This is a genomic window from Sphaerochaeta globosa str. Buddy, assembly GCF_000190435.1.
GTDB lineage: Bacteria > Spirochaetota > Spirochaetia > Sphaerochaetales > Sphaerochaetaceae > Sphaerochaeta > Sphaerochaeta globosa.
In genome coordinates this window covers 283,957-301,139 of the sequence record NC_015152.1, presented here as the reverse complement: position 1 = coordinate 301,139, position 17,183 = coordinate 283,957, and the positions used below count along the sequence as shown (strand labels likewise).

At 38.8% G+C, this 17,183-nt stretch carries 15 protein-coding genes; 1 reads left to right on the top strand and 14 read right to left on the bottom strand.

Annotated features, from left to right (window positions below):
* Nucleotides 1-11: 11 nt before the first annotated feature.
* From aepX to SPIBUDDY_RS01310, 11 genes are all read right to left on the bottom strand, one after another.
* A complete protein-coding gene (gene aepX, locus SPIBUDDY_RS01365; RefSeq protein WP_013605963.1) occupies nucleotides 12-1,310 on the bottom strand; it encodes a phosphoenolpyruvate mutase in 1,299 nt (432 codons plus the stop codon).
* 335 nt (nucleotides 1,311-1,645) lie between these two features.
* Complete coding sequence (locus tag SPIBUDDY_RS01360) at nucleotides 1,646-3,163, bottom strand: lipopolysaccharide biosynthesis protein (protein WP_041380471.1); 1,518 nt, start codon at nucleotides 3,161-3,163, stop codon at nucleotides 1,646-1,648.
* Nucleotides 3,145-4,329: a Coenzyme F420 hydrogenase/dehydrogenase, beta subunit C-terminal domain gene (locus SPIBUDDY_RS01355; protein ID WP_081454589.1), complete on the bottom strand. Its 1,185-nt coding sequence runs from the start codon at nucleotides 4,327-4,329 to the stop codon at nucleotides 3,145-3,147. The genes SPIBUDDY_RS01360 and SPIBUDDY_RS01355 overlap by 19 nt, the downstream gene beginning before the upstream one ends.
* Nucleotides 4,316-5,416, bottom strand: coding sequence for a polysaccharide pyruvyl transferase family protein (locus SPIBUDDY_RS01345; protein ID WP_013605960.1), 1,101 nt, complete (start codon nucleotides 5,414-5,416; stop codon nucleotides 4,316-4,318). The genes SPIBUDDY_RS01355 and SPIBUDDY_RS01345 overlap by 14 nt, the downstream gene beginning before the upstream one ends.
* Nucleotides 5,416-6,402, bottom strand: a complete 987-nt coding sequence (locus SPIBUDDY_RS01340; RefSeq protein ID WP_013605959.1) for a glycosyltransferase family 2 protein — start codon at nucleotides 6,400-6,402, stop codon at nucleotides 5,416-5,418. Before SPIBUDDY_RS01340 ends, SPIBUDDY_RS01345 begins: the two co-directional genes overlap by 1 nt.
* Before the next feature lie 9 nt (nucleotides 6,403-6,411).
* Nucleotides 6,412-7,251 carry a LicD family protein gene (locus SPIBUDDY_RS01335; protein ID WP_013605958.1) on the bottom strand — a complete coding sequence of 280 codons (840 nt, stop codon included), beginning with the start codon at nucleotides 7,249-7,251 and terminating at the stop codon, nucleotides 6,412-6,414.
* Nucleotides 7,224-8,489, bottom strand: a complete 1,266-nt coding sequence (locus SPIBUDDY_RS01330; protein WP_155816026.1) for a hypothetical protein — start codon at nucleotides 8,487-8,489, stop codon at nucleotides 7,224-7,226. Before SPIBUDDY_RS01330 ends, SPIBUDDY_RS01335 begins: the two co-directional genes overlap by 28 nt.
* Nucleotides 8,471-9,544 carry a glycosyltransferase family 2 protein gene (locus SPIBUDDY_RS01325; protein WP_172634176.1) on the bottom strand — a complete coding sequence of 358 codons (1,074 nt, stop codon included), beginning with the start codon at nucleotides 9,542-9,544 and terminating at the stop codon, nucleotides 8,471-8,473. Before SPIBUDDY_RS01325 ends, SPIBUDDY_RS01330 begins: the two co-directional genes overlap by 19 nt.
* Before the next feature lie 19 nt (nucleotides 9,545-9,563).
* Nucleotides 9,564-10,544 (bottom strand): SDR family oxidoreductase, encoded by a 981-nt coding sequence (locus tag SPIBUDDY_RS01320; RefSeq protein ID WP_013605955.1) that lies wholly within the window; start codon nucleotides 10,542-10,544, stop codon nucleotides 9,564-9,566.
* Between the two features lie 2 nt (nucleotides 10,545-10,546).
* Nucleotides 10,547-11,842 (bottom strand): nucleotide sugar dehydrogenase, encoded by a 1,296-nt coding sequence (locus SPIBUDDY_RS01315; protein WP_013605954.1) that lies wholly within the window; start codon nucleotides 11,840-11,842, stop codon nucleotides 10,547-10,549.
* Nucleotides 11,839-12,168: an LbetaH domain-containing protein gene (locus SPIBUDDY_RS01310; protein ID WP_081454588.1), complete on the bottom strand. Its 330-nt coding sequence runs from the start codon at nucleotides 12,166-12,168 to the stop codon at nucleotides 11,839-11,841. The genes SPIBUDDY_RS01315 and SPIBUDDY_RS01310 overlap by 4 nt, the downstream gene beginning before the upstream one ends.
* Before the next feature lie 163 nt (nucleotides 12,169-12,331).
* Between SPIBUDDY_RS01310 and SPIBUDDY_RS01305 the strand changes: the two genes are divergently transcribed.
* Entirely contained in the window at nucleotides 12,332-13,636 is a 1,305-nt protein-coding gene (locus SPIBUDDY_RS01305) for an ISL3 family transposase (protein ID WP_013605953.1), read from the top strand.
* Nucleotides 13,637-13,828: 192 nt separating this feature from the next.
* Here SPIBUDDY_RS01305 and SPIBUDDY_RS01300 read toward each other — a convergent pair whose 3' ends face one another.
* Genes SPIBUDDY_RS01300 through SPIBUDDY_RS01290 form a run of 3 tightly spaced genes read right to left on the bottom strand, consistent with a single transcriptional unit; the run spans nucleotide 13,829 to nucleotide 17,182 of the window.
* Nucleotides 13,829-14,914 (bottom strand): glycosyltransferase family 4 protein, encoded by a 1,086-nt coding sequence (locus SPIBUDDY_RS01300; RefSeq protein ID WP_013605952.1) that lies wholly within the window; start codon nucleotides 14,912-14,914, stop codon nucleotides 13,829-13,831.
* A gap of 28 nt (nucleotides 14,915-14,942) precedes the next feature.
* Nucleotides 14,943-16,064 (bottom strand): non-hydrolyzing UDP-N-acetylglucosamine 2-epimerase, encoded by a 1,122-nt coding sequence (gene wecB, locus SPIBUDDY_RS01295; protein WP_041380922.1) that lies wholly within the window; start codon nucleotides 16,062-16,064, stop codon nucleotides 14,943-14,945.
* 8 nt (nucleotides 16,065-16,072) lie between these two features.
* Complete coding sequence (locus SPIBUDDY_RS01290) at nucleotides 16,073-17,182, bottom strand: capsular polysaccharide biosynthesis protein CapF (protein WP_013605950.1); 1,110 nt, start codon at nucleotides 17,180-17,182, stop codon at nucleotides 16,073-16,075.
* Between the last annotated feature and the right edge of the window lies 1 nt (nucleotide 17,183).

Below are 17,183 nucleotides of genomic sequence, written 5' to 3'. Positions count from 1 at the left end.
TTCGCACTCTCTTACTTGGTACCCGGAATCAATTCCAGGATCTGTTTGATCGGCATACACAATGAGTCTGCTTCCAGCGAACGGCCATTCTCGAGGATGGACTTGGCAGCATTTACCATCGCAGGGTAGGCTGCACGCAACATATGGTTGGCATAGATGACGATGTTGGCACCCCAATCCTGGAACTCTTGCTCGGTGAACTGGTTGTAGGTCGTGGGAACCAGTACTAGGGGAACATGAGTGTAATCGTCTCGGAATCGAGTACAAAACTCACTTACATCTTCTCCACTCTTGTCTTTGCTGTGAATCATGATTCCATCAGCTCCGGCTTTGACATAGGAGCGGGCACGCTCAAGTGCCTCATCAACCGTTCCCCCTGCAATCAGGGATTCGAGGCGTGCAATGATCATAAAATCCTTGGTGACCTGGGCCTGCTTTCCCATGCTGATCTTCATGCTGAAGTCCTCGATGGGGGCAAGATGGTGTTTCACATCGGTACCGAAGAGGGAGTTTTTCTTCAGTCCAATCTTGTCCTCGATGATGATTGCAGATATCCCGTTGCGTTCAAGTGTACGAACGGTATAAACAAAGTGCTCGGTCAAGCCGCCGGTGTCCCCGTCATAGATGATGGGTTTGGTGGTGCACTCCAAAATGTCGGTGATGCCCTGCAGTCTGGTGGTAAGGTCTACCGCTTCGATGTCAGGCTTTCCCTTGGAGGTGGAGTCGGTCAGGCTTGACGACCACATACCGTCATAGGAGTGGTACTCCCCCTCCTTGCACACGGACACACTCTCAGCAATCAGGCCGGAGAGCCCATCATGGACCTCGAGAATCCTCACGATAGGTTTTGCGACTATCAACCGCCGTAGAGTCTTCAGTCGCACCTCTGGAGTGGTGCCAATAGCTTTCAACTGCTCGGCAAGGCCTGTGGAGTTGATCCCCTTGGTGTAGGGAATCTCAATCACCTGCCCCCCGATCTGCTCCATAACCACATACACCTCGTCACGAATCTTACTCAAGGGACCCGAAACCCAATCATCCCCATGGATGATGTAATCTGGTTTGTACTTCAACAGGTTAGGCACATAGCTCCATTCTTCCTGAGGGATGATTCTAGCTACACCCTTGATGTTCTCTACCACAACTTTCCGTTGCTCGTAGGAAAGGTAAGGAAGACGCTTGTAAGGGGCAATAGCTGAATCGGTAAGCAGACCTACAATCAGATCCCCGTACTTTGCACCCTCAGTGATGATATTAATAATTCCCGGGTGGATAATGTCTCCGGTGATTCCCACGTATACTGTAGCCATATATTCTAATTCCCCTTTGAGTATGTAATAATATTAGCTTGTCAACAACAAAACAGTATTCAAATCCTTACCATAATCCGAACGGGAATTTGTGTATTCCTGGAGATTACGGCATGGCTGAGCCACCGTTCCGTAAAAATTGAGCCAGTCAATACGCAACAAACTGAGCCAGCGGGGAAGGTTCCCCGCCAGTCGAATAGCATTCACAAAATACCAGGATACTTTGTTTGATGTGGATCCTGTTCACTCTGGATGACGAGAGTGAATCCGTTTGAGATCAACCTGCTTGTTTTCGCAACCATCCTGCTTAGGATTGGGCAAGGACCCGTGAGTAGTTACTTCTTTTTAATCATTTCTAGTATTCCTCGGAATTCAGAAGATTTACACAATCCAACTGAAAAAATACTAGATGTTACGATAACAATAACAATTGCCTTAAGTATTAATCCCAAAGCTGTATCCTTAATAATATATACAACGTAATTGCATACAACTAAGCTTATTACTGAGAGAATGGAATACTTGAATTGTTTAATCCAAAAGTATTTTTCAGAACAATTAAAGACTTTTCTAAACAATATTCTTGGCTCAAACCAAAATGAAGTAATTAATAAACTTACTGCGGTTGCTAGCAGAATTCCAAATGTTCCGAACTTATAACCCAAAAGAACAGAAAAAGTTATATTAAACATCGCTCGGACAATAATCAAGTACTTTACATCCTTAAACAAACCGTTTGCTTCTCGATACATCCAAACGGGATTAACGATGCAACTAATATAAAAATTAAACGAGATAATTGAAACTGTATTAGAGTTAAATAGATATTCATTTCCAAGCCATAATGTAATTAGATTGTTAAACAACAACCCAAACCCAATTCCCCCTAATGCTGCTAAAAAATGATAGAACATTAAAAGCATATTAAATATTTCCAGTTGTCTTCGCCTATTTCCGCTAACAGCCAAATTGCCAATGCCACTTATCATAGAAGTAGTAACAACAGAAATAAAACCTTGTACAGCAGATATTACTACATAGTAGTTGGAATACAAACCCACTGCAGCAGTTGAAACAAGAGAAGAAATCAGAATGTTGTCTGTATTATTAATTGCTACAACACCCAATTTATACATAAGAGTATGTCGAATTCTCGAAGTAATTGGTTTTGTCTCGAAATCAATTCCCGTTTGATGTTTTTTTAACTCTGGATGAATTCTGTCACAGAGTCTGCTTAAGATAAAGTTGTATAAAAAAGTGTTAATTACTGTGGCGATAATATACAGGTAATAGTTTTTCCAAATCAACAAAACAATAATATGTAAAATTTGCAATAAGAAGGACGAAATAAGCGAAGATATTTTTTGTACCCGTTGTTCTTGACTTGCAGATAAAAGTGCAACCTTGTGAGCCACGAAATATGAAGCAACAGTATTACTCAAAAATAAAACATAATACAGAATTAAATCGTTACTTGGAAGATCTGTATTTATCACATATGAAAGAAAAGGTATCAACAATAAACCTATTACAAAAATCCCTGCGGATACAGAATAGTATATTTTCTTGAAATACTTAATTAATGAAAATGTCAGTTCAGTATTACCAGAAGCAACGGGCTCATATAATGAGTAAACGGCCGCACTATCAAGACCCAACTCCGCCAAAGATAAAACAGAAAGTATATTACTATATAGACCATTAATTCCGAGGTACTCGATTGATAGAAACGAAAGGAATATTTTTCGTCCCACTAAAGACAAAAATAACAGACCTATCTGTGCAATATACCCAATTAGAATATTTAGTATCGCGTTTTTCTTTCGCGAATTATTCATTGTTTTATCAGCCATCTATATTTTCTTTTTAATCTGGATAAAAAAAGGTTCTTCGGTACACGAGAATGATTAGAAAAGAACCTCGTCAATAACTCCTCATATGTTACTCCAGCATTGTATTCATTCCAAAACTGAGTTTGTAAATCTACTTCAATCGAATATGATTCCCTAAAACACTTATTACTAGCCGTGGCAATTTCAGTTGATTGCTCTTCGTAAATACATTTTCCCCTAATTGCTTCGAATGCTTCTTCTCCCTTTTTTGAGTTAATTGCAACAATTGAAACCCCTTTGTTGAAGTCTGACATTTTTAGGCTTTTTGGTACATATCCCCAATAATCAGCGAGTGCAATGTCTGCTTGTCGGTTTAATTTTGTATATTTACAATTATGGCAACTATCTCTAAGAGTAAAACCCTTATTAAAAAGTTGAAAGAATGGATTATTAACTGCATATTCATAATCAACAGTCCCATCTGAATAAGATATTGTAAAGTAAAAGTAATCTTGGAACGGTTTTTTTTCTCTAAATTTTACACCCACAATTCTTTTTTCTTTTGAGACTTCTTTTAAATATCTATGAAAAGAACTGTTTGATGGCACTCCATGACAGACTAAATCAACCTGTAACAAATTACTATAATCATGTTTTAGGAAAACTCGAAGAGCATCATTTTGGCAAGGAGTACCAGAAAACAGCACCGATTTTCCACACTTCAAAACATCAAGTATCTTAGAGTAAACTCTATTAGTATTGCTTTGTACATACTTCGAACCAGAATATAAAGAAAGATCGTCAATCTTATTTGTAAGCGTGTGAATTGGTGAAATATCAAAATCCCATTGTACCCCTGCAACATATCCACCGTTTCGAATCGTCATTTCAGCTAACAAAGAAAAAACACTTCCTGATGAAGCTTTTTTTCTGGTAATTCTATTTTTATTCCAAGCTGCATACGTACGATGAATAACCATTCCTTTATCCTCAGTCTGATTCTGAGGACAATTCTGTATACATTTTTTACAATTAACACACTTTGAATCATCAACAAAAGGATAGATGAAACCTCTTTCATCCTCTTTCATGGAAATAGCATAACAAGGACAAATATCCAAACAGAGACCACATCCAGTACAAGATTCAGTATTATTACAGAATTCCAATACTTTATCTCCTATCATGCGATTCAAAAAAAGCCTTCAGTTTATCATAGTAATATTCATTGAAATATGAATTAAGAGCATATTCATAGTTTTTATTCACCACTTTATTTGCAATATCATACGCATTTTCAATACTATCGGCAACAAAGACATAATCATCATATATTCCAGAAAACCATTCAGCACCGGTTATGACCTTATGATCCATGGTTTTCAGTATTATTACAGGTGTGTTTGCAATGAGAGAAAAAATAGTACCATGATATCGATCGGTTATAATGGCCCTGTAATAAGAATACTTCTCAATTTCATCCAATATGTATTTTTCAGGATTGTTAATAATATCATTCTTCGCCTCTAGTTTTGTTGTATCGGTACAATTTACTTTATATCTTGAATTTAGGAGCTCATACAAACGAGAGATATCTGTTTGGGAGTAATATCTCTCATCATCATTGCGGGTACATAGCAAAATCCCTTCCCTAGGGTTGGCATACGTATATTTACCAATCAAAGTAGTAACAATATCAGGAAATAACATAATATCATTTTTTTGAAAAATTTTTTTTGCAAGGTTGTATGAAACCCTATCACGAGAAAGAAACAACATATTCGTTGCTCGCCCATAATACTGTGCTGCAGAATTCATTCTATTTTCATTTTTGTAATAAACCGTTTGGGGCATCATCAGAATCCTTGAATCCGGCAATGCGTTAATCACTTTTTTATGTACAATATCCCCCAAACTATTATCAGTAGTAGTGTATCCACTTTGGAATATAACTATATCATTGGGATTATACGCTTTCTGTAATGGCATTAAAGATGAAAAATAGCCACCTGCAATCGATCTGTTTTGAATCCTCAATATCATTCTAGTTGGGTAGTTCTTTTTTAACCACTTCATAATACACACATATTGCGCCTGATCTCCTAGGTTAGAATGTACTGGAACCCCAATATAGTATATGGTGTTACCTTTGACAGTGCTTTTAATTGCCCTATCTGTAGATATTTTAAGCCTAGCATCTTTAATTACCGATACTAACCAAATAGATACTTTATATAGGTATTTATTTCGCTTGATGATACTTTTTATGTTCATTAGGTCGTAATCCTCAAGATTGTATATTTATGGTGAATATTACCTAATTTAAGTATTAACATGTACAACTTTGGTGAAAAAACAGCAATTCTACCTTTTACTCCCATTTCCTTTGAATGCAAATGTAGAATCTGCTTTGCCATGCTCTTAACTTCAATCACACGATTACATTCACTCTCGTTAATCGGTTTGATCCTCGATAAGCCAAAAGCATATGCGCCATAAAATTCTTTTATTATAAAACGAACTTGATCTTCAATATCTGAAATCCTGGTGTAGAACTCAATCCGATAGAATAAAGCCTCAATACAGTCCAATCGTCTTATTGAGTATTTGCTTGTTGTAATACTACCTTCTCGGACTGTTGTATTATACAAAGGTTCATTTACTATACTAATTACCTTGCTATAGTAAATATACTGATAAAACGTATATTCATCTTCATGAATTTTTCCATCAGGGAATAAAACTTTATCAAAAAGATCTTTTTTATACAGCTTCGTCCATGCAGTAACATACGGAGTTCTGTTCCGTCCATACATCGATCTTATTATATCACTATTTGAAAAGGATCCTTCTTTCCCAGGGAGTACAGTCTTCAGAGTTAAACCGTCTTCATCAACATATCTAATTCCACAAATTGTCAAATCTGCATTCGTTTCAATTGCAGAAAAATAGAGTTTCAAGACATAATCATTCTCAATCCAATCATCACTATCAACAAAAACTAAAAATACTCCTTTTGCGACTCTTATTCCTGAATTCCGAGCATTAGACAGACCTCCATTCACTTGATGGACTACTATTATACGTTTATCTTTTTTTGCATATTCATCACATATCTGACCACAACGGTCTGGAGATCCATCATCGACAAGTATTATTTCAATATTTGAATATAACTGAGTCTGGATGCTACTTATGCACTTCTCTAAATACTTTTCAACTTTATAGATCGGGACAATAATTGAAATTAAGTCTTTCATCAAACTACCTCATAGCCAATACGCAACAAAGCTATGCTTTGTAATTCTTTTCTCCTCAGGTGGTGGAACCATGAAATCACCATAGAGCTGAGTCAGATAGATCTTATAATTATCAGGAACAGAGTATTTTTTTCCCTCAAAAGGTAACGTTGTCATCCCTGATAATGAACTGTTAGGGATGCGTTCTTTATCGCCACTTCCTTCCCCAAATTGTATGATTCCAACATATTCAGTTTGCTTGTTATTATATTTTTGACAGAACTTATCATAACGTTCTGCAAAAAAACGGTAACCGATTAATTTAAAGGGTGTAATAATAATATTCCTCATAAGGTCTTTTAATAAGTTAGCCCTACTTATTTTATATTTACAGCAAGCCAATCCGTAATAATAACGTAGAAAATTTCCCCTGGAAAAAAACCGCTGTTCAAGGCATCGATCATCTGGTAAATGATCTAAAATGAACACATCAATATTCACTCCGAATGTTTCTCCTGCAATTGAACCATATTCCTCAACTAACTCAGTTTGAGTATCATATACCTTTGCAAGTGGGAATAAATACCTTTTGTTTGTATATAAACAAATGAACTTAAATCTATCACTGGGATTCTTATTCATTGCAAATATCAGCTTCTGAAAGTCTTCTCGTCTTACCATTAAATCAATATCGTCATCCCACGGAATAAAACCTGAATGTCTTGCAGCCCCAAGTAAAGAACCATAGGTCAAAAAAAACTGGATATTCTCTTTTACGCATACATCTTTAAAATAATCTAAAATCTGCAACTCAATTGTCTTAAGCTCGGAATCTGTGACTTTTAGTTTTTTTTCAGATAATGTTGCCATTTTTTTTCTTTCTTTTGCACTTGTGCTTTTAGTTTTAATTTTACTATCATTAAAACGGTAAATGGTAATGCCAATTGATACATAAACGGCTCTTTATATTCGATAACTAACATAATAAGCAAGCAAATAACAATTATTCCCTTTTTACCTGTTATTCGTTTAATCATTTTTCGCAGATAGTTATAGTAAATAACATACGAATATAATGCCATTACCAAACCAATAGACATATATCTTTTTGCATAACCGCCATCGTGACTAACAAGTAATCCATCATATGAATACCCTCTTGTAACTCCTGTTCCAATAAACAAAGTACGAAAGGATAATGGAATAATACGATCATTCCACAAACTAAGTTTTTCTATAGTTTCAGAATCACTATAATTAAACCCTTCTCCAAGTCGTCGAAAAGTATATAACAATACTTCAGTATTTGATTCAAATACACTAGTTACATAATTATAAAGAAAAATCATGCCTATTAGTATAAAAAAAGACCAACCAAATAGAGCTGATGGCTTCCAAACTCCATTTCGTCCGACAATTATAAATAGACATAACGAAACAATAATTGCTGCATAGAATCCGGTTCTACCAACTAAAGTAATTGCAAAAAAGTTAATTATATAAATCAGTGTTAGCCAAATCGATATCTTCTTAGTGCAAATAATCCAATATGCAATTGCAAATAGTCCACAAAATAGATATATACTACCTCCCGATCCTGCTATACCCAATCCAAAAATTCTATAATTGTATCTTGAAAAATCGATATTCTGAATTTCTTGAAGTAGGGTTCTAATCAACGGTATTAATGCAGACATTATAACAATAATACTTTGAATCGTACCTGCAATTCCTAAAGCTCGACAGAATTGCAACTCATCATCAAATACATCAATTAGAAGGAATGGGAATAAGCCAACAAAAATTAAAAAATTGAAAGCACTATAAAGTGGCAGTTCAGAATCTGTTTGATTAGCACTATTTAAGAACACTGAGAATAACGTAAATAAGAAAACGAAAAAGCATTTTATTAACCACTTTATATCATCCTTTGTATAGTGAAATCCCCTCATAAAAAAAACATATAAAAGGACACTTACCAATACAATTATTCTAGGAGTAACAGGTATTACTTTTAGGCGAATGCTAAAGACAGTAAAAAAAAGTGTTAATATTTTAAGAATGATTTGATTGTTTTTAAAAACCAGCTTCATCTTCTTTTTTTCCACACCATACGAATTCTAGATTTTGATAACAACACAACTGCCGCTTGTTTGTATGCACTCCTTCTGATAAGAGAACATAACAACATGAAAAATACATTCTTCTTTTTATCACTGGTCATTTTCCATATGGGGGAATCGAGAGCATCATTTTGTATCCTTAAAGCTTGCGTAGCTTGTAATAAATCTACAATCCTTATTTGTACTTCTTCATATGGTAGTTTATTAAAGGAATAAAGCAATTCAGCACATATTGATAAACAATCTAAATACAATGGCCAAAAAAGGCCAGACTTTTCATTGGGACTAAGGATAAAATAGAATTTTGATCCCCTCTCAATAGTATTGTTTACTCTATATATAACATTTTCATAATTCTTTGAGTGAGACAGTGAGTTTTCAACGACAGAATACTTATATAATGTATCACTAACTAAAACAGCCTTAGTCGCAAATATAAAGAAATGTTGATTAAACACTTTGTCTTCACTAATAACATCGGAATAGCTCTCGAAAAAAATATTGTTTTTTATAATAACAGAAGATTTGTATATTTTATTCCATACAGAATATCTGTAATTGGGATTATTAATTGTTTTTCTTGAGGCAGCAACCCGATTAGAAGATAAAGCAATAATTTCATTATGTTTTGACACATTGTGAATAAACGAGGCTCCATTACTCAATACATGTTTACTTCCAAATGCTATTACATCAGCATCAGTGGAAATTATCTTTTCATATAAATATCTAATACAGTTTTCACCAATCAAGGAATCATCCGAGTCAACGAACATAAGAAATTGTCCTTTTGATTCTCTAATCCCCTTATTTCTTGCCGCACTAACCCCACTGTTCACCTGATTAAAAATAATAAATCGCTCATCCCCTTTAGTTTCAGATAGAATAATATCTAATGAGTTATCAGAAGATCCATCATTGATAATAAGAAATTCGACTTCCTTCAGAGTCTGATTTCGAAGCGATTCTATACATGCTCCAATGAATTTTGCAGAGTTGTACACAGGCACAACAACCGTGACATATACTTTGTTTTGCATCATTGATTATCCTATCGACTCACGGAATTAGAGTTACCTTATACCATTCTATAACTGCCTTTATTCCACGTTCGAAACTCCAGTCAGGATCATAACCAAGAAGTGTTTTTGCTTTACTAATATCAGCGTTACTATGTTTTATATCACCGGCACGATCAGGGCCATATTTTGGCTCTGTTTTTATACCCAAAGCACCTGTAAGTTCGTTGAAGATATCAATAAGATATTCACGACCACCAAAAGCAATATTATAGGCTTCACCAGCTGCATCATAACTTCCCATACACGTCTTAAGGTTTGCTTCAATAACATTCTCTATATACGTAAAATCCCTACTCTGCTTACCATCGCCATGAATAACCGGAGCCTCATTATTCATGAGTTGCTTAATCCATTTGGGTATTACTGCAGCATAATCTCCATCAGGGTTTTGGCGTTTCCCAAAAACATTAAAGTAACGGAGTCCATAGGTATCTAGTCCATAGAGCTTATGATAAAGCTTGCCATACTCTTCATTGGTTCTTTTTGTAAGCGCATAGGGCGAAAGCAGATTCCCTTCGCTGCCTTCCTTCTTTGGAAGATTCGGTTCATCACCATACACAGAACTTGATGAAGCATAAATAAACTTCTTTACCTTATTTTGCCTTGCTGCCTCCATCATATTAAGAGTGCCCATTACATTGTTCTGCTCGTAAAAAAGAGGCATTTCAATGCTCCTTGGGACACTTCCCCATGCTGCTTGGTGCAGAACATAATTGACATCTTTCGTAGCATTCAAGCAATTGTCAAAGTCCTTTATATCGTTTTTAATGAATGTAAATTTTGGGTTATCCTTGAAATCTTCAATATTCTTCAGAAAACCAGTGGAGAGGTCATCCAAACAACGAACGATATACCCCATTCGAAGAATAGCTTCACAGAGATTGGACCCTATGAATCCAGCCCCTCCAGTTACCAAGAATACTGAATCTTTTGGAAATACCAGATGCTCATACCCCATACTTATAAACTCCAATAACAGTAACCAGCCTGTTCAAACTCATTACGGTTGAGAATCGATTTCACATCGATCACAACCTTCTCAGTGTCACATGCAAAAAAACTATCAAGCTCTCGTATCCCATATGTTAAAAATTCATTATGAGCAACAGCAACAATCACAGCATTAACTTTCTTTATACTTTGTCTAGAAACAAAAGAGATTCCGTACAAATATTCCGCTTCTTGAGAGTCAGCAACAGGATCACATACCATAGGTTCTATGCCATACTCTCTAAGCTCATTAATGATATCTATTACCTTGGTGTTTCGCGTATCAGGGCAATTCTCTTTGAATGTAAATCCAAGAACAAGAACTTTGGCTCCTTTTACCGGGGAACCTACAGAGATTAACTTCTTTACCACGTTCTCAGCAACATATCTTCCCATATCGTCGTTAATTCGCCTTCCCGATAGGATGATTTGCGAATGGTATCCAAGCTGTTCAGCCTTATAGGTAAGATAATATGGGTCTACTCCAATGCAATGACCGCCAACTAAGCCAGGCGAGAACTTAAGAAAATTCCACTTCGTTGAAGCAGCATCCAACACTTCTTTTGTGCTAATTCCTAACTTATTAAAAATTATTGACAACTCATTCATGAAGGCAATATTGATATCCCGCTGGCTATTCTCAATTACCTTAGCAGCTTCAGCTACCTTAATTGATGGTGCTCTATAAACACCTGCCTCAACTACCAGTTCATACACCATGGCAACAGTATCCAATGTCTGGGCATCCATACCAGATACTATTTTTATTATTGTTTCCAAACGATGAACTTTATCACCAGGATTGATTCGTTCTGGAGAATAACCAACAAAAAAATCAACACCGCACTTAAGCCCAGATTCTTTTTCTAGTATTGGTACGCAAATATCCTCAGTTACACCTGGGTACACGGTAGATTCGAAAACAACAATTGATCCTTTCTCAAGGTTCTTTCCCAATACCCTGCTTGCACCTTCTACTGGGCTGAGGTCAGGAGTATGATCGTCATAAACTGGAGTTGGCACAGCTACTATGTGAAATCTTGCTTCCCTCAGCTTGGTTTCGTCACTTGTAAACTCCACTGAGGTATTTTTGATAATTTCATTACCAACTTCTCTCGTAGGATCGATGCCAGCTTTATAGAGTTCAACCTTTGCTATGTTTATGTCAAAGCCAATTACTTTCACCTTTTTTGCAAAAGCAACAGCGATAGGCATACCTACATAGCCCAATCCAATTATAGAAATAACCAAATCTCTGACAATCATATATAATTCCTATTAATCATAGCAATATGCTCTCTCAGTTTGTCTTCGGAAAATCGATATTTTATTCGTTTTGCAGGTACTCCACCATAAACTGCATAGGGTTCAACATTTTTTGTAACTACTGCACCTGCAGCAATTATCGATCCCACCCCAATTCTAGTTCCACGAAGAATAGTTGAATTGGCTCCAATCCAATTATCTCCTTCAAAAACAATATCTTGATCATCGGTTGGTAACTTTTCATTGTTGGTGATTGTTGACATTTTCCTTCCTAAAATATCTGTCCTATGACCTCCAGTTATAACAGTAACATTTGGACCAAACATTACATAGTCGCCAATTATAATCTTTGCTCTAGAATTTATAAATCGATTACTTGCCCCGATACTGACATAATTACGGTTATTCGCTGTTTCTGGTGGGTAAGACTCAATTGGGTATTCATGAATAGAGGGTAATTTGCTATGTTTAGAGCAAGGAGCAAAGCAGATGATCGATCCGCATATTCAGAAACTTTTCAGCCTCGGATTGGGCCTTGAGGAACCTTGGCGCATCACTTCACTGGAGATGGTTCCGTCCGAGAAGCAGCCAACGCTGTTGGAACTCCACATACGGATCGATTTTGAGGAAGGGTCGAGTTTCCCGTGTCCAGGCTTCGACCAGGGCTGCAAGGTCCACGACACACGGGAGAGAACCTGGAGGCATCTCAATTTCTTCCAGTATCGCTGCTACATCACGGCGAGGGTTCCCAGGATCATCACGCCCGACGGCAAGGTGAGGACCGTCCCGGTGCCCTGGGCAAGAAGCGGCAGCGGCTTCACCTTGATGATGGAGGGGGTGATACTCACCCTGGTGAAGCATATGCCGGTCAGGACGGTTGCCCGTGAGATCGGGGAGCACGACACCAAGCTGTGGCGCCTGATCGATTACCATGTGGGGGAGGCCCTCAAGGACCAGGACTTCTCGGATGTCAGTGCGATAGGGGTGGACGAGTACAGCCACAAGGGTCACAACTACATCACGGTATTCCTCTCCCATCCCGATGTCGTCACCGATGAGGCTGGAAGGCGCAGGCAGGCGGGGAAAGCGAGGGTACTCTTTGTGACGGAAGGAAAAGACAAGGATGCCGTGAAACGTTTTCTTGAGCGTTTCAAGGAGAAGGACGGAAAACCCGGGCAGGTGAAGGTTGCCACCAGCGACATGATCCACGGCTACCGCAGCGTCCTGGGGGAGAGCTTTCCCGAGGCCGTCGTCACCGTGGACAAGTTCCATGTGGTCAAGAATTGTTCGGATGCGGTGGACAATACCAGGAAACGGGAAATGCGCAGCAAGAACGCCGCAAAGACAAAGGACCTGAAAGAGACGCGGTACATCTGGCTGAAGAACCCCGACAACCTCACCGACAGGCAGCGGGAGCGGCTCGGCCAACTGCTCCAGGTCGAATATCTGGATACGGTCCAGGCCTACAGCTGCCGTCTTGAGCTGCAGGATTTCTATGAGACCCACAAGGCCTATGACGAGGACATGGTGTCTGACTTTGAGCGGCTGGCCATCAGATTCGCCAACTCGGCGGTCATGGAAATCCGCAAGTTTGCACAGTGCCTGACCAGGAATGCGGTGGAGATTCTCAACTACTTCCAGACCCTGAGGACCAATGCAATCCTGGAGGGGTTCAACTCGAAGATAAGCATCATCAAGAGCCGTGCGAGAGGCTTCAGGAACATGAGGAACTTCATGAATATGATCTACTTCGTCTGTGGAGAATTGTCCCTTCCCCTGCAGCCAATCATGTAGAGCTACCCACTATAAACAGCGAAAGGCCATAATTACCTAAATATGTATTTTCATAATATAATTTTGTTCCTATACCTATTTGACACTTTGTTCCTCTTTTAGCGAGTAGATGTAATTTTAATGGCATTAGAAGGACTCTATAAATTATTCGATTCGCAAGATTTGCTAATTGATAAAAATAAAAAATTGTTTTCATCTATAACTTCTCTCAATACATTCAGAATATTTTTCCAACATCATAGTTATAATTTTACTCTCTGTATACTTATCTAATACCGTTTGGATATTCCATTTCGACATTTCCTTACGTCTATTTCTATCATTTATGAGGGTAATTATTGCATCTATATAATCTTCTGGAATAAAGCTGTTTATTAAAATACCACCTTCTTGACTAGTACCAATCATATCAGGAATTGCCCCAACAGCTGAAGCAACAATTGGCAAACCAGATGCCATTGCCTCAAGCACAGCATTTGGGAACCCCTCAGTTTTCGAGGGGAAAAGAAATAAATCAGCTTCGGATAAGATTCTATTAACCTCATCTGCTGTTACATTACCAAGTAGGTAAATGTTATTTGATAATTCTTTGTCATTGAAAGAATCAAATTTCTGACCAACTAAGAAAAAATCAATATCACATAAAATTTTTGCAATATTAGTAATGATATTACATCCCTTGTTCTCTGAAATATGACCAACAAAACATATTCTTCTTACCTTTTCCGAAATATTTCTAGTCTTAGTATTCAAAAAAAAATCATCTGATATAAATAGAGGGATATAAATAGATGCTTTACCAAACTTTTCTTGTATAAACATTGAACTAGAATTATTTAGACTAAAAACCATTGAAGCCCTTCCAATCATCTTCTTGAGTGAAAAATAAGCATATCTAGTATAAGAATAAAAGGCGACATCACATCTCATGTGGACGACAACTGGAATTCTGGCAATACTGACTATAAAAGAAATTGCATTATCTCTAACCAATCCTAGCATTGAACAGTTACTATTTAAGTGAACAATATCCGGTTTATTAAATAAAATTAATATAATTGTTTTAAAAAGTATTTTTAGTGTTCTAACACTCTCAGAGTAATAGTTATATTTTGTCTCTCCTTTAGCTCGGCTCCCAATCAAACTTGTGTCAACTATATTTATCGAATTATTCATTCTAACTAAATCACTATTCACGAATCTATTAGTCCAACCAGCGATACCACCAGCTACATTCTGATTATCCTTCGGCAAAGGAGAAATTAATAATATCTTCATGAAAAAAACCCTATAAAAAAAATATTTTTCATCCCCACACTGTCTCATTCACAATCTTCGCATAACTTTGGATCATCTTCACCACTTTCACCGATACATTGGTGTCATGGTAGTCGTCGGGCATCTCGGTCTTTTCCTGGTTGTCCCTCATCGAGACCGCCATCTCTAATGCCTGGGAGATGTCCTTGGTCGTGATACCCCCGATGACCACAGTTCCCTTGTCCAATACCTCAGGTCTCTCGGTGCTCGTCCTGATTAGCACTCCTGCAAAGTTGAGCATCGCAGACTCCTCGCTGAGTGTCCCGCTATCTGATAGTACGCAGTAGGCGTTCATCTGCAGCTTGTTGTAGTCCAGGAAGCCGAAGGGTTTCAGGCTCTGTACCAGAGGATGAAACTGAAAGCTTCTCTGCTCGATAAACTTCTTGCTCCTTGGATGAGTGCTGTAGATGACTGGCATCTGATAGAACTCGGCCATGTCGTTGATGGCTGTCATCAGCGACATGAAGTGCTCCTCATTGTCTATGTTCTCCTCTCGGTGGGCGGAGACCAAAATGTACTTGTTCTTCTCGAGGTTCAGCCTATCAAGCACATCGCTTTTCTGGATTCCCTCCATGTGGCTGTCCAGCACCTCGCGCATGGGTGAGCCGGTGACGAAGATTGTCTTGCCGTCCAAGCCCTCGGAGAGCAGGTACCTTCTGGAGTGCTCGGTGTAGGGAAGGTTGATGTCGCTGATGTGGTCCACAATCTTGCGGTTGATCATCTCACTCACATTCCAGTCCCAGCAGCGGTTACCAGCCTCCATGTGGAAGATGGGTACCTTCAGGCGCTTTGAGCTTATGGTCGACAAAGCACTGTTGGTATCGCCCAGCACCAGCAAAGCATCGGGCTTCTCCTTCTGGATCACCTCGTAACTCTTGGCGATGATATTCCCCATCGTCTCTCCAAGGTTCTTTCCCACACTGTCAAGATAGTAGTCAGGAGCCCTCAGTCCAAGGTCCTCGAAAAACACCTGGTTGAGCGTATAGTCCCAGTTCTGACCCGTATGCACTAATATGTGGTTGAAGTACTGGTCACACTTTTGTATCACTGCACTCAGCCGGATAATCTCGGGCCGTGTACCGAGAATGGTCATTACTTTCATCTTTTCCATAGTACTTTTCATACCTTCTCAAATACTGTATCAGGTTTATCAGGATGGAAGGGCTCGCTCGCCCACATAAAAGTCACCAAGTCCATGTCTCCCTCATTGATAATATTATGAGTGTACCCTGGAGGTATATCCACAACCTCCAACTTCTCACCTGACACATGGTAATCAATCACCTCAGTGGTTCCAATCTTCCGGAACCGAATCAAAGCCCTACCGCTAACCACCAAAAACTTCTCGTTTTTCGTATGATGCCAGTGGTTGCCCTTGGTGATACCAGGTTTTGAGATATTTACCGAGAACTGGCCTCGTTCTTCAGTCCGGATGATCTCGGTGAAAGAACCACGGTTGTCGGTATTCATCTTAAGCGGGTAGCAAAACTGATCCTCCGGCAAATAGCTTAAGTACGTGCTATAAAGCACATTCTCGAAGCCATCACTCATGTTTGGTACCGAAAGATTCGTTCGACTATCCCTGAATCCCTTTAAAAGCTGGACAATCCGGCCGAGCTTGACCGTATGGACCTTGGACACCTTGCAGAAACCGTCTTCTTTGATAACCTCGCCCTTGAGTGCCGAGAGAAAAGCAACTAGCACATCATCAATGTAGACCAGCTTTAGCACAACTTCCGGATCATTAACCGTGATAGGAAGGTCCCGTGCAATACTATAGCAGAACGTGGCTACAGCACTATTATAGTTTGGTCTGCACCACTTGCCGAAAACGTTAGGTAGGCGAAAGACATATACTTCAGCACCTGATTCTTTAGCATAACTGAAAAGCAGGTCCTCACCCGCCTTCTTGCTCCTGCCGTAGGGGTTGTCGAGCTCTGCTTGGATGGAGGAGGTGATGAGATTGGGGCAGGTATTCTTGTTCCGCTTCAGGGAAGCAAGCAACGTATCGGTGAAGCCGAAGTTGCCCTGCATGAATTCCTCTTGGTCCTTGGGTCGGTTCACCCCGGCAAGGTGGAAGACGAATTCACAATCCTTGGTAAACTCGTCCAATAGCTTCGGGTCAGTATCGAGGTCGTAGAGGTACAAATCCTCGTATCCCTTGCTTCGCAATTCTGCAATAAGGTTCTTCCCCACGAAACCGCCCGAGCCAGTTACTAGTATCCTCATG

What these genes read in the sequence shown, in the direction of transcription:
- aepX (WP_013605963.1), bottom strand. Translation starts at nt 1,310, where the DNA reads ATGGCTACAGTATACGTGGGAATCACCGGAGACATTATCCACCCGGGA.
- SPIBUDDY_RS01360 (WP_041380471.1), bottom strand. Translation starts at nt 3,163, where the DNA reads ATGGCTGATAAAACAATGAATAATTCGCGAAAGAAAAACGCGATACTA.
- SPIBUDDY_RS01355 (WP_081454589.1), bottom strand. Translation starts at nt 4,329, where the DNA reads ATGATAGGAGATAAAGTATTGGAATTCTGTAATAATACTGAATCTTGT.
- SPIBUDDY_RS01345 (WP_013605960.1), bottom strand. Translation starts at nt 5,416, where the DNA reads ATGAACATAAAAAGTATCATCAAGCGAAATAAATACCTATATAAAGTA.
- SPIBUDDY_RS01340 (WP_013605959.1), bottom strand. Translation starts at nt 6,402, where the DNA reads ATGAAAGACTTAATTTCAATTATTGTCCCGATCTATAAAGTTGAAAAG.
- SPIBUDDY_RS01335 (WP_013605958.1), bottom strand. Translation starts at nt 7,251, where the DNA reads ATGGCAACATTATCTGAAAAAAAACTAAAAGTCACAGATTCCGAGCTT.
- SPIBUDDY_RS01325 (WP_172634176.1), bottom strand. Translation starts at nt 9,544, where the DNA reads ATGCAAAACAAAGTATATGTCACGGTTGTTGTGCCTGTGTACAACTCT.
- SPIBUDDY_RS01320 (WP_013605955.1), bottom strand. Translation starts at nt 10,544, where the DNA reads ATGGGGTATGAGCATCTGGTATTTCCAAAAGATTCAGTATTCTTGGTA.
- SPIBUDDY_RS01315 (WP_013605954.1), bottom strand. Translation starts at nt 11,842, where the DNA reads ATGATTGTCAGAGATTTGGTTATTTCTATAATTGGATTGGGCTATGTA.
- SPIBUDDY_RS01310 (WP_081454588.1), bottom strand. Translation starts at nt 12,168, where the DNA reads ATGTTTGGTCCAAATGTTACTGTTATAACTGGAGGTCATAGGACAGAT.
- SPIBUDDY_RS01305 (WP_013605953.1), top strand. Translation starts at nt 12,332, where the DNA reads ATGATCGATCCGCATATTCAGAAACTTTTCAGCCTCGGATTGGGCCTT.
- SPIBUDDY_RS01300 (WP_013605952.1), bottom strand. Translation starts at nt 14,914, where the DNA reads ATGAAGATATTATTAATTTCTCCTTTGCCGAAGGATAATCAGAATGTA.
- wecB (WP_041380922.1), bottom strand. Translation starts at nt 16,064, where the DNA reads ATGGAAAAGATGAAAGTAATGACCATTCTCGGTACACGGCCCGAGATT.
- SPIBUDDY_RS01290 (WP_013605950.1), bottom strand. Translation starts at nt 17,182, where the DNA reads ATGAGGATACTAGTAACTGGCTCGGGCGGTTTCGTGGGGAAGAACCTT.